The sequence below is a fragment of the Syntrophales bacterium genome, assembly GCA_023229765.1.
In the GTDB taxonomy this organism is placed as follows: Bacteria; Desulfobacterota; Syntrophia; order Syntrophales; family UBA5619; genus DYTH01.
Map to the genome: position 1 here is coordinate 20,724 of JALNYO010000040.1, position 12,138 is coordinate 32,861.

The 12,138-nt window shown below is 50.5% G+C and carries 9 protein-coding genes; 8 read left to right on the forward strand and 1 reads right to left on the reverse strand.

Annotated elements, in window-relative coordinates:
- Window positions 1–399 precede the first annotated feature (399 nt).
- From M0P74_15380 to M0P74_15415, 8 genes are all read left to right on the forward strand, one after another.
- On the forward strand, window positions 400–1,419 hold the full coding sequence (locus M0P74_15380; GenBank protein MCK9364968.1) for a TAXI family TRAP transporter solute-binding subunit: 1,020 nt from the start codon (window positions 400–402) through the stop codon (window positions 1,417–1,419).
- Window positions 1,420–1,545: 126 nt separating this feature from the next.
- On the forward strand, window positions 1,546–3,462 hold the full coding sequence (locus M0P74_15385) for a TRAP transporter fused permease subunit (protein ID MCK9364969.1): 1,917 nt from the start codon (window positions 1,546–1,548) through the stop codon (window positions 3,460–3,462).
- 180 nt (window positions 3,463–3,642) lie between these two features.
- The gene (gene dctP, locus M0P74_15390; protein MCK9364970.1) at window positions 3,643–4,698 is read left to right on the forward strand and encodes a TRAP transporter substrate-binding protein DctP; all 1,056 of its coding nucleotides are present in this window, start codon (window positions 3,643–3,645) and stop codon (window positions 4,696–4,698) included.
- A 168-nt stretch (window positions 4,699–4,866) separates the two neighbouring features.
- A complete protein-coding gene (locus tag M0P74_15395) occupies window positions 4,867–5,376 on the forward strand; it encodes a TRAP transporter small permease (protein MCK9364971.1) in 510 nt (169 codons plus the stop codon).
- Between the two features lie 11 nt (window positions 5,377–5,387).
- On the forward strand, window positions 5,388–6,686 hold the full coding sequence (locus M0P74_15400) for a TRAP transporter large permease (GenBank protein MCK9364972.1): 1,299 nt from the start codon (window positions 5,388–5,390) through the stop codon (window positions 6,684–6,686).
- Window positions 6,687–6,744: 58 nt separating this feature from the next.
- Entirely contained in the window at window positions 6,745–7,611 is an 867-nt protein-coding gene (locus tag M0P74_15405) for a hypothetical protein (protein MCK9364973.1), read from the forward strand.
- Window positions 7,612–7,990: 379 nt separating this feature from the next.
- Window positions 7,991–9,601, forward strand: coding sequence for an ASKHA domain-containing protein (locus tag M0P74_15410; protein ID MCK9364974.1), 1,611 nt, complete (start codon window positions 7,991–7,993; stop codon window positions 9,599–9,601).
- Between the two features lie 14 nt (window positions 9,602–9,615).
- The gene (locus M0P74_15415; protein MCK9364975.1) at window positions 9,616–10,482 is read left to right on the forward strand and encodes a sulfite exporter TauE/SafE family protein; all 867 of its coding nucleotides are present in this window, start codon (window positions 9,616–9,618) and stop codon (window positions 10,480–10,482) included.
- On the opposite strand, the gene M0P74_15420 is transcribed toward M0P74_15415, so the two are convergent.
- Window positions 10,479–11,873 carry a carboxypeptidase regulatory-like domain-containing protein gene (locus tag M0P74_15420; GenBank protein MCK9364976.1) on the reverse strand — a complete coding sequence of 465 codons (1,395 nt, stop codon included), beginning with the start codon at window positions 11,871–11,873 and terminating at the stop codon, window positions 10,479–10,481. The two genes, M0P74_15415 and M0P74_15420, sit on opposite strands and share 4 nt — an antisense overlap.
- Window positions 11,874–12,138: the final 265 nt, after the last annotated feature.

Consider the following 12,138-nt stretch of genomic DNA (forward strand, 5'->3'; position numbering starts at 1 on the left):
AGTGGGGAACGTAGCGCTTTCCTCCTGCCCAATTTCCTGCCATATAATCCTTGAAGTTATGCAACTGCCTTGATTGGTTCTAAATTTCCGCGCCGGCCTTCGCTTGCAAGTTGGTCTGGACGAGAGATTTTGCGAGCATGGCATAGCATTTGCTAATTTATGGGAAGTATTTTCTCATTTAAACAATTTGCGTCGTTTTACTGACAAGTCACAGAGAGATGTTCCTTGGTCAAGATAATTGCATCCAAGGAGATAGTAAGCATTTAGAATGGTCGGATGATTCAGTTCCTCTAACGCCTTCCTTGGCTTTCGAGATCGAAAGGGGAGCGGGAGGACTGTGTGGTATCGAAAAAACAAAGAAGCGAGATGTTTAACCTAAACAAGAATAGGGAGGAGAAAATGAAAAAGAAGGCATTTATTTTCACTTGCGCGTGTTTCGTGGTTTTGGGGGTATGCTTGAGCAGCGCCTTGGCCCAGCAAAAGACCAATGTTCAGTATTGCGCTTATTCCGTTGGTTCGACCCAGTATATCTGGACGGCCGCCCATGCAAATTTGATCAACAAATACTCCAAAACGCTTCAGGCAACCCCGGCGTTTTGCGGCGCGGAGACGGCGGTGGTCAAGCTTCTCGGCCAGGGGAAGATAGAATTCGGGGAAGTCGCTAACCTGGAATTGGAGTTTGCGAAACGAGGGGAGTGGGGATATTCGCAAAGCAAGGAAGCCGCAAAGGAATCCGTAAAAAAGATCCGGGCGGTTTTTGCCCAGCCGTACGGTTCGATGCAGATGATTACGCTGGCTGATTCCGGGATCAAAACCTATAAAGACCTCAAGGGCAAGAGGGTTTCGCTGGGGTCGGCCGCGCACACTGCGCATCCGATTCTGAAGACGGCCCTTGCCGTAGAAGGATTGGAACTGAAGGATTACCATCCCGTTTATTTCTCCGGCGGGTCCGGTCAAGGGCCGGATGGATGTGCGGACAGGACCTTAGATGCTTATTATACCAACAATCCCTCCAGACAGCCATCCTCAATGAATCTGGCCACCCTCAATAAGATCAGGCTGATAGGTTTTTCGTCCCCTGTTAAATCGAAGGAATTCTTTGACCTGATCGACAAAAAATATGGGAAGGACCTGCTGAGACCTATCACCCTTCAGCCGGGGCTGTATGGCAAGAATCAGGTCAATACGGAGCCTGTAGATTGCATCGCTTTCGACCTGGTCATTGCGACGCGGGCCGATATGAGCGATGACGCTGTGTATGAATTTACAAAGCAGCTTTTCGAGCATCTCCCGGAGTTTTACGAAACGGCCGGGCCCGATTCCAAATTGATCACGTTGCAAGGGGCGATGAAGAATGTCGGTTTCCCGTTTCATCCGGGTGCCCTGAGATATTACAAAGAAAAGGGATTGATAAAATAGCGTCCTCTATGGTTTTGGTTCCTCTGCTCGCAAGGAACCAAAACCATTTGCTTCTTTGGATTGCGCCTTCGAGGAGCAAGGCGAGCATATCAAGGGGTGCCATAGTTTCAATTAAAGGGAGGATAAATGAAGTACTTTAATTTTGAAGAACTCAAGATTAAAAATCGCGCCGATTTGATCACCTTTATCATCGGAGTGCCGGCGTTTTGCTACCTGCTCTATGTAAACTTTTTGAGTCAGCAAGAACCGCTGATTATCCGGTCCGCGGTTGTGGGATTGGCCCTGGTTGTTGTCTTTTTAAGGTACCCCAGTCCGATCAAAAAAGCCGCTTTGAGGCAGGTGGTCGATCTTGTGCACATAGCGCTTACAATTTTTTGTTTCGGGTATCTCTTTATCGAGGGGAATGATATTGTAATGTACCGGCTCGGGGGAGAGGTGAATTTCCTGGACAAATTGGTCTATCTCCCGATAATCTATCTCTTGTTCGAGGCAACAAGAAGGACAACGGGCTGGGCGTTCACTATCGTCGCTACGGTATTAGTTTTATATACCCATTTCGGCCATCTCATCCCGGGCTTTCTGGGTCATACCCACCTGACGTTCGATCAAGTGGCCGAGGCCATGGTTTTGAATGTCGATGGGGTGTTCGGGGCCACGACGCATGCCCATATCACCATGATCTGGTTTTTCCTGATATTCGGAACGTTTTTGGCTACCACCGGCGCGGGAAGCGGATTTATCAATTTTGCGTTTTCGCTGGTTGGCGGAATGCGGGGCGGGGCGGGGCAGGCCGCAGTCGTTTCCAGTCTTTTGTATGGAACCGTATCGGGAAGCGGCGTGGCCAGCGTGGCTACGATGGGAACGTTTACGATTCCACTAATGAAGCAATCGGGGTACAAACCCAGTTTCGCAGGCGGGGTCGAGGCGGCAACAGCCATGGGGGCCCAGGTCACTCCCCCCGTTTTGGGAGGGACGGCCTTTCTCATCTCGGCCCTTACCGGCATTACCTACATCTCGCTGGTCAAGGTCACCGCCCCGATATCGCTGCTCTATTTTTTCAGCATGTTTTTGACCATCTATTTCGAGGCCGGCAGGATGGGGCTGTTCGGGCTTCCGAAGGAGCAGATTCCCCCATTCAACAGGGAAGTCGTTATGAAGGCGCTCATTCCCCTTTCCTCGATCGTGATCATGATTATCCTGCTCGTTATGGGCTACACGCCGCGCGTTGCAGGAGTGGGAACGACCGTCTGGGTCATCCTGTTGGCCATTTCCCAGAAGAAGATCGGGATGAGGATGAATCCCGCGATATTTTTGAAATGTCTGTCGGAAGGCTTTCATTCGGGGGCGTCCCTGTGCGCCATCCTTGCCACCGCGGGGGCGTGCGTGGCCGCAGTCAACACGACCGGGTTAGGGATGAAATTTGCCGCTTTCATCGTCGAAGCTGGCCAATCCGGCCTCCTGCTGGCGATTTTCTTTGTCATGTTAGCATCACTGCTGCTCGGCATGGGATTGCCCACGCCGGCCTGTTACATCATCCTGGCGATCCTGGCCGGGCCGGCCTTGATCAAGTTGGGCATGCCGGTCCTTTCAGCCCATATGCTGATTTTTTATTACGGCGTATTTGCGGGGCTTACTCCCCCGGTGGGGATTGCCTTTATGACCGCAGCGGGAATTGCCGGCGCCAAGCAACTGGAGACAGGGTGGCAGGCTGTCAAGATTGCTTTTCTGGGCCTCCTGATCCCAGTCGTATGGACCTACAAGCCGGTTGTTCTTCTGAGTGGTTCTTTGTGGGAAATCCTCTATACCTACTTGATGGTGGCGATCGGGATGGTTTCGATAAACTTGGGATTCGTCGGCTACTCCTTTAAAAAAGGCGTTAACATTCCGCTGAGAGCCTTGTTTATAGCTCTCGGTCTTTTAACTATCTTCTGCCCCATCGGGTATCAGGCTATTGTGGCGCCCATCTTCGCGGCAGTTTTGTACATCCATGAATTTGGCTTCACCACTGTTCCCATCAAAGGTTTGTTAGGCGGAAAAACGTGAAGACGATAGAACAACACCTTTTGTGATCAACCGATTTGCGAAGAAAAGCTTATGTTGCAGGGGATGACAACGAACGACCTGGAAAGAGTTGTCGTCCTTTGTGAAGCCACCGGAAAGGCCGGTGGCAGGTTTACTGGAGGAGACGGAAAGTTTCCAAAACTTTACTAAGGGGGGAGTAAAATGAAAGCTCGGATTATTGGAACGATGGGTGCGATCATTATGGCATTGCTGATTTTCGGAGTGGTTTCCGCAAATGCTGCCGACAAGCCAATTGAATTGAAATTGGCGACCCACTGGCCATCGATGCACGACATGAACAATGCAATGGTCGATTTTGCCCGGCTCATCGGTTTGGAGTCCAAAGGGAAGATCAAGGTGACCTATTATCCAACGGGAATGCTTGCCACCACAGGAGAAAAATATCTGAAAGTGCGAACCGGCGTGACGGACATGTCCAATATTCACTTTCACCTTCATCCGGGAGAGTTTCCGCTCATTCAACTCTCGACGCTGCCGTTTATGTTCAATGATGGGATGGAAGCAACCTGGGTGTTGAATCAAATGTCGGACGTTTGGGCCAAAGAATTGGAGGCCAAAAATGTCAAGCTGCTCTATGTGATTGGCGACCCTAATTTTCAAATAATGCTTCGTCAAAAAAAAGTTATAAAACCTGAAGATTTTAAAGGGCTGAGGTTAAGATGCGGAGGCTTCGCAGACCAGGGGTTAAAAACTTGGGGCGCGATCCCCGTCAGCATGAAAGAGGCTGAACTGTACGAATCCCTGCAAAAGGGGGTCATTGATGGCGTTGTTTTCCCCGTGGGCGCAGGAAAGGCGTTTAAATTGGAAGAGGTGATAAAGTATATTTACAGAATTGAATACTTTACTTACGGCCTGGCAATGTCCATGAATCTTGATACATGGAAACGATTGCCCAAAGATATGCAGGATGCAGTGATGAGGGCGAGCTACCAGTCAGCCCGCGTATCCGGGTTCCAATATGAAGACACAGACGCCAAGGCCTTTCCGTATTACAAGGCCAAGAGGGTCGAGACCTACACGCCGACGGACGCTGAGTTGAAAGAGCTCAAGTCCTCCTTAGCCGGGCTAAAGGATAAAATGGTGGCGGAACTCGAGCAGAAGGGATTGCCGGGCAAGAAGACCTTGGCGCGGATGGAGGAGCTCATTCGCCAGTATAGAGCGATTGGCAATATCGATAAATTGAAGATGACATATTAAGGCGCCTCTCTGAACTAAGATAGGCAGAGTTTGTAAGCTTCTTTCGCAATTACCCCGCCCACAGGGCGGGGTAATTGCGCTCATTGTCAAAAGCTTAAAGGGCTTGTCCGCCTTGCAGTCGGAAAAAGGTTGACAAGCCCTTGGAATATTTATCAGGAGGACTCCATCATGCTAAAAACCTTGCAGATATCGGCCAATGCTGTCACCGCCTTGAGCAAGTGGCTCTGGATAGGGGGTAAAGGATTTGCCTTTTTACTCATGTGCTTAGTCTTTATAGATGTTTTTTTCAGGCGTTTAGCCTTTACGTTTGTAGGCTCCAAGGATCTCATACAAATTACCTTCTTGATAGTGTGTTTCTTCAGTTTTTCCTATGCCTGGATCAGAGGCGATCATATCAATGTGGATATCCTTGTTGAAAAACTTCCTCCGAGATTAAAAAATATGAGCTATTTTCTCGCTTCGATGATCGGGGTGTTTCTTTTTGGATGTCTTACCTATTCCTCTTACAACCTCTTAAGCGATTCCATTCGATTTCATGCGGTCACGCCGGACCTTGGATTTCCCCATTGGCCGATGAACCTGATCATGCTCTTGGGCTCCGGATTATTAACCTTGCAATGTGCTGTTTCTGCTATGTTCGCTCTGGGGATTATCAAAAAACCTGATTTGTATAAATAAGGGGGAGTGTCATGAGTCCTTTCTTGGGAATATTAGGCTTTGCTGTGTTGTTCTTGTTGCTGTTTCTGGGCGTGCCTATAGCCTTTGGCATTTGCCTAGTGGGCTTGGCGGGTTTTGCATTATTGGCGACCCTGGGACAAAGCGTATCAGGGCTGGGAATAACTGCCTTCATCAGCACCGGACAACAGTTGGTTTTGACGTGTATCCCCCTTTTCATCATGATGGGCCAGTTCGCTTTTCAATCAGGGGTGACGAAGGATTCCTATGAGATGGTCCATAAATGGGTTGGACACTTGCCGGGCGGACTGTTGATTGCCACAATTTTCGCCGCTGCGGCGATCGGGGCGGTTACGGGCTCGAGCGTGGCGGCCGTATCCACTTTGTGCATTATCGCACTGCCTGAACTGAATCGTTATGATTATAGCAAGGCCCTGAGTTGCGGCGCCATCGCTTCCGCGGGGACTATTGGCATTATGATCCCCCCCAGCATCCCGATGGTGCTCTATGGAGTCATGACCGAGCAATCGATCGGGAAACTGTTCATCGGGGGAATCATCCCGGGCATTATCACGGCCTTCCTTTTCAGCGCCCTGGTCTATATCAAGGCGAAGCTGAATCCGGCGGTCGCTCCTCGCGGTCCGCGCTATCCCTGGGGGGAGAGGTTTAAGTCCTTATCGAAAGTCTGGGGGATCCTCTCGCTGTTTATCCTGGTCATCGGCGGGATGTTTGCAGGCTGGTTCACGCCGACCGAGGGCGGGGGGATAGGGGCCTGCGGCGCCTTTTTGCTGCTTGCTTTAAAAAGAAAAATGACCTGGAAAATATTGTCAAATACCTTGGGGGAGTCGATTCAACTGACGGCGATGATCGTCATGATCCTTATCGGTTCAACACTTTTTGCCAATTTTATGGCGATCACGGGCCTCTCCAGTGCTTTCACGGAGTGGATGTTGTCTCTGGGACTCAGCAGGTATTGGATTCTTTTAATTATAGCGGTGATCTACCTTTTCCTCGGGTGCTTGATGGATGTTATTGGGATGATCGTCCTCACCGTCCCGCTGTTCTATCCATTGCTTGTGAAGCTCGGATTCGATCCGATTTGGTTTGGGATTTTCTTGACCTTGATGATACAAGTCAGCCTGATCACGCCTCCTGTGGGCACCAACGTCATTATCATGACAAGATTGTCGGGCCTGCCGCAGGGGCAGATATTCGGCTCGGTGGGTTGGTATTTCTTTCTCTTGCTCGTTTTTGCCGTGATTCTCACCGTTTTCCCCAGTCTGGCAACGTGGCTTCCCAGCATCATGTCATAGTGGCAAGGGGGGATAGGGTAAAGATTATAGTGCGATGGCCCCCGGGATTGGGAGATAGATGACCGAAAAAATTGAAATCGTAAAAGCGGCGCTTGACCGCTCTAAGGCCGACAGATTGCCTAAGGGGGAATTTTTCATCAATCGGGAATTCCTCAATCGGCATTTTCCGGCCGGGCGCGGCGGTTATGTCGGGCAGCTAAAAATCGCTTGCAAATCACTTGATCTCGATCTAATAGGCGTCGAAATTCCCGCTGCCTCGCCAGACGACTTTATGGCGAAAAATGCATACGGGGAATTAAACGAATTCTTTACCGTGGCGCTTTTGGACGGGCCTTTCAATGCCATGATAAAGCAGCGGGGCTTTGAAGAAGCGATGATGGGCTTGAAAACATATCCGTCATCCTATGCCGAGCTCAGCGCAAGGTTATTCGAAGAGCTGAAAGATTCGCTGCCTCTTTTTATCAGGGATTCATTTAAGGGTGTCGCCTTGTTGGACGATGTCGCGGGAAATCGGGGCTTGATGATGTCACCGACCGATTTTGAAGATTTGATTTGCCCGTTTTATGAAAGCGCCGTGAGCCTGATCAAGCAGAGCGGACTCTATGCCTTTTTTCATTCGGACGGGAATATCCTGAGTATTTTAAAACACATTATTGATGCCGGATTCGACTGTTTTCAGTGTGTCGATGCCCAGGCAGGAATGGATTTGCACACGCTGCGAGACAGCTACGGGGAAAGGATAACTTTTATGGGACATATAGATCTTTTTGCCTGGGACGAGCACAGAATTGAACTTGAAATCGGCAAAGTCCGAAAAGAATTTGCCGGCGGGGGAATAATCCTGGGTTCTTCCGGCGGCTTGTCGTCCTCGCTGCCCTTGAGTAGAATAAGGGCATTGTATCAAATGCGGGAAACCATGGCTTGAGGAGCGCATAGAAATAATGAACAAACTTTATACCGTCCTTTTTTTGACTTCCGACCAACCCTCAAATGCATCTCCAAAGACTTCTAAACTTGAAATTTCCGGCAAGGCCAATGTTCGGGCGCTTTCTTGCGGGGGAAAGGAGATATGTTCCTGTAAATGCGGAAGGGAGACTTCAATTCTTGAAGCCTCCCGGCGGGCGGATGTTATGGCGCCCTCTCCCTGCGGGGGAAAGGGTGTATGCGGTAAATGCAGGGTTAGGGCCGAAGGGCCATTATCCCCCCTGACCGTCAAAGAAAAGAGCATACTTTCCCCACAGGACATCCGGGATGGTTTCAGGTTGGCCTGCCAGGCTTTTATAAGGGGAGATGTCAGGGTTTTTGTGAGCTCGGCGGGATCGGAACAAGATGTCAAAATTCTTACCGGAACGAAACATAAGGGGATGGCTTTCTCTCCCCGTCTTAGAAAGGTAAAAGTAGCGTATTCCCCTTCATTTTTTAAAAATTATCCTTCGCTGATCGAAGGCGCATTATCTCCTTTTCCCCAAAAGATCAGAGCGAACGTTCCCCTTAGGATAATCGCGCTGCTGCAGCAATTTCTGAAATTTGAAAAACCGGGCGAGTTTTATCTTACCTACACCATTTCCGAGGCAACGATTGCCAACGTTGAAAAAGGAGACACGGAAACTGGCCTATTTGGCATGGCGCTCGATATCGGGACGACGACATTGGTAAGTTATTTGGTCAACATGACGAATGGAAAGATCGAAGCCATATCTTCCGATATTAATCCCCAAATCGCCTATGGTGGAGATGTATTATCCAGGATTTCCTACTGTAAATCGCAACCCAACGGAACACAAAAGTTACGGGATGTTCTGATTGAATCCATCAATAAACTAATCAATGATTTAACGCAGCGTGCCAACATCTCCCCTGAGGATATCTGTGAGGTCGCTGTTGCCGGAAATCCCACCATGATTCACCTTTTTATGGGAATCGATCCCTCCTCCATTGCGGTGTCGCCGTTTACCCCTGTCTTCAGGGAACCTGTGGCGGTTTTGCCCGGGGAGATGGGGATAGTTCTCGGCCCGGGTGCAATGATCTATTCTTTGCCGCAGATATCGGGCTATATTGGCGCAGATACGTTGGCCGGGTTGTTGGTCACCCCCCTTATGGAGAGAAAGGGGATCAATCTTCTTATTGACATAGGGACAAATGCGGAGATCGTCATAAGCAATGGCGAGCTGATTCTGGCCTGTGCGGCAGCCGCGGGGCCGGCGCTCGAAGGGTATAACATTTCCAGTGGGATGAAGGCCTCAGTGGGGGCCATTGAAAGAGTCGCGATTGACGAGGACATCCGGTTGAAGACGATAGGGGAGGGTAACCCATTGGGTCTGTGCGGCTCCGGACTTATCGACTTGATCGCTGAGCTTCTGAGGCAGGGGGTGGTCGATTCCTCGGGCAGGATTCTTGCCGGAAAGCAGATAGGCAGGCGTCTTTCTAAAAAAATAACGGATCGCATCGTTGAAGCTAAAGGTGGAAACAAGTTTCTGATTGCGGAAGGGGGGCAAAATGGGGTCTGGCTGCTGCAAAAGGACGTCAGAGAAGTTCAACTCGCCAAAGCCGCCATCAGGGCGGGAATCGAGGTATTGCTGAAGAAACTGAGGATTAGTTCAAATCAGATCCAAAATGTCTATTTGGCCGGGGCCTTTGGCAATTATTTAAACATCGGCAACGCGCAATTTATGGGCATGCTTCCGGAAGATATCCCTATTGAAAGAATAAGGATGGTTGGCAACACCTCTGTGGCCGGAGCCATGGCATATCTATTGTCGCAAAGGATGAGAACGAAAGCCCAAATTATTGCCGAGCGGGTCAGCCATATCGAACTTTCTGCAGATAAAGGCTTTACAGAGGAATTTATTTATCAGATGTCATTTGCGGCAGGAGAAGAGACAGAAAGGAAAATGGCAATTAAAAAAGCTGTATAGAAGAGAGGTTATTTATGACGCCGTTGATTTACAGCATTGCTTTTTTGATTACGTTTTTAGCGACGACCGCCCTGACCATCGGGGGGACAGGGGCCGCCCTTGTTCTCATTCCGATGTTCGACTGGTTGGGCGTGCCCCTCCGCGAAGCCATGGCTACGGCCCTTTTATTGAACGTGTTTGCAATGGTCATCGCCTCCGTCGCCTTCATTAAAAAGGGGCTGGTCGTTTTCAAGCTGGCGGTCCCGATGCTGCTCATCGGCTCAATTATGAGCCCCCTGGGGGCCAAGGCGAACCAATTCCTTCCCATTCCCGTACTTAAATGGTTATTTGTGGCGTTTCTTGTCTTTGCCTCGGCAAAGGTCCTTTTTTTTGGCAAATCGGCGCCCCGGGATGTTTCTCAGACCTCGTTGAAAAAAATGATAGCCTGGGGATGCGCCATCGGTGCTTTTGCCGGATTTATTGGAGGGTTGATTGGCGTCGGCGGGGGGAATATCATTGTCCCGCTCCTGATCGGGTTGGGCTTCGACCCGAAAAAGGCGTCGGCTACAACCAGCTTTATTGTCATTTTCACTTCCTTCTTTGGCTTTCTGGGTTTTGCAACTCTGGGGAACGTCAACTGGATGCTGTTAGGCATAACACTGGCAGCCTGCATCGGAGCGACCATTCTGGGCGCCTATCTGATGACGTCCCGATTAAATCAATCGCAGGTTAATAGCGTGATCGGCTGGGTTTTGTTTGTGGCGGCTGTCAAAATGATCCACAGTCTGTTGAAGTCGAGTATGGGGTTGGAATTGATTATGGCGGTGCTGGTTGCCTTATCCCTCGGGTTTTGGCTTGCAGGTCGCTGGATTCGCAAAAGCAAAAACTCAAAAGCGGTTTAACGATCCCAATTAAAACGAATCATTTGCGAAACATGCGGAATCTTGAAGATTCCCATCGGATTTTCGCTCTTTCCATCGTGGGAGCCGTGGCACTGCCCGCAGAGTTCGTTGCTTGCTTTTGCCGTCAGATACTTGGGCGCGATGATCTTCGTCTTGTCGGATGTCTTCGCGTGCTCCGAACCCGGTCCGTGGCAACTCTCGCAGGTTATATTCAGATCTTTGTAGTCCCAGGAAGTGACCACGGCTTTGAACCCGGGGAAGTCCTTGGTTTCGATCGTAAGACCGGTGGCGTGGCACGCGGCACAGTTGCGAGCGAGGGTGTTATTGGGCATGGCCCAGTCTTTCGGGGACTTCTGCCAGAACATCGGGGCGCCGACCTCGCCTTTGGCCAATACAGCCGACCCCTCGGGGGTGCCGTCCTGCATGATGTAAACCGGCATGAAGGCGATATAATCCTGTTTCTGCCCTTCCCGGGAGACGTTGTTCTCTTTCATCCATTTTGCAATATATGGCGCGTCCTGAATCCTTGCCATGTAGCGCTGCTTACCCTCACCGAAATTGGGGTGGCGATCGGGAAGTTTGTGATTCTGGTCGGTGTAACCCTTCCCCCAGTTGCCCTCGCCGCCGATCGTGGCGGCAACCGGAATCCAGACGGCGTCAGCCGGCTTATCCGTACAATTCAGATCATTTTCGGTCAGAGAGGCGCCGTCTTTCTGCTCAGGATAGAACTTAAAGAGATACTGGCGATTGGGTTCGCTGCCTTTCGTGCACAAAGTAACATTGACCATGCCCTTGCCGTCCAGAGGGTCCTGCGACATGAGCAGTTTGCCCTTGGGATCCCGGGGGAGGTATTTGCCGTCCGGCTCCGGCCACTTGTTTTTGTAAACCATGTGGCTCGTCCCTTCGGTGACGAAGCGCGAGTGCGCCGCCGCATTCGGGGTGCCGTCGAGCGCCTTGAACATATTGGCGTCGTGACACCCGGTGCAGCGCTTCATTCCGACATAGGCGGCAGTTGCCACTGGACGTCCCGAGAGGGTTACCTGCACACCGGCGACGTTGGTGCCGCCCTTTACGGGAATGGCCTTCAGAGTTTCGCCGTCTAAGTAAGCCGCGGAAGGCGTTTTCACATAAAGATACGCCGAACCGGGATTGATGCCGGTAAGCTTGAATGACCCGTTTGCCGCCGTGGTTGCCTTCGTCTTCTGCCCCTCCACGGTCACGATAGCGCCCTTCACGCCGGCGCCCTTGACATCTTTCACCGTTCCCGAGATCGAGGCAAGCCCGGCGGCTTGAGCCGATATCGTCGGCAATGTACCGCCTATGATAACAGCGCCTGCCAAAACCAACGTCATGAAACCAAATAAAGTTTCCTTCCTAAAAACCTTCCGCATGTGAGCCTCCTTAGTTTGATGTGGCTGGCCAGCAGCAAAATGAATGCTCTGGCCGTCTATATGAAAATGCGACTAAATGCCGGATAAGGCGACTTGTTATAGTTTCGCATTTTCATCTCTCGTTCTGCCTGTCCCGTTAAGGGTGGTAATCCATAGAACCGTAGAGCTTGAAAACCTTGCAATCCCGACATTCCCAGTCGAAATTGAGGATATTCCGGCACTCAGTTCCGGCAACCTCCCAGCAGGGACGTTCCGTGTCTTTATA

Bases quoted from the DNA above. Each gene is read 5' to 3' on its own strand.
- M0P74_15385 (MCK9364969.1), top strand. From the start codon at position 1,546: ATGAAGTACTTTAATTTTGAAGAACTCAAGATTAAAAATCGCGCCGAT.
- M0P74_15400 (MCK9364972.1), top strand. From the start codon at position 5,388: ATGAGTCCTTTCTTGGGAATATTAGGCTTTGCTGTGTTGTTCTTGTTG.
- M0P74_15420 (MCK9364976.1), bottom strand. From the start codon at position 11,873: ATGCGGAAGGTTTTTAGGAAGGAAACTTTATTTGGTTTCATGACGTTG.
- M0P74_15415 (MCK9364975.1), top strand. From the start codon at position 9,616: ATGACGCCGTTGATTTACAGCATTGCTTTTTTGATTACGTTTTTAGCG.
- M0P74_15380 (MCK9364968.1), top strand. From the start codon at position 400: ATGAAAAAGAAGGCATTTATTTTCACTTGCGCGTGTTTCGTGGTTTTG.
- M0P74_15395 (MCK9364971.1), top strand. From the start codon at position 4,867: ATGCTAAAAACCTTGCAGATATCGGCCAATGCTGTCACCGCCTTGAGC.
- dctP (MCK9364970.1), top strand. From the start codon at position 3,643: ATGAAAGCTCGGATTATTGGAACGATGGGTGCGATCATTATGGCATTG.
- M0P74_15405 (MCK9364973.1), top strand. From the start codon at position 6,745: ATGACCGAAAAAATTGAAATCGTAAAAGCGGCGCTTGACCGCTCTAAG.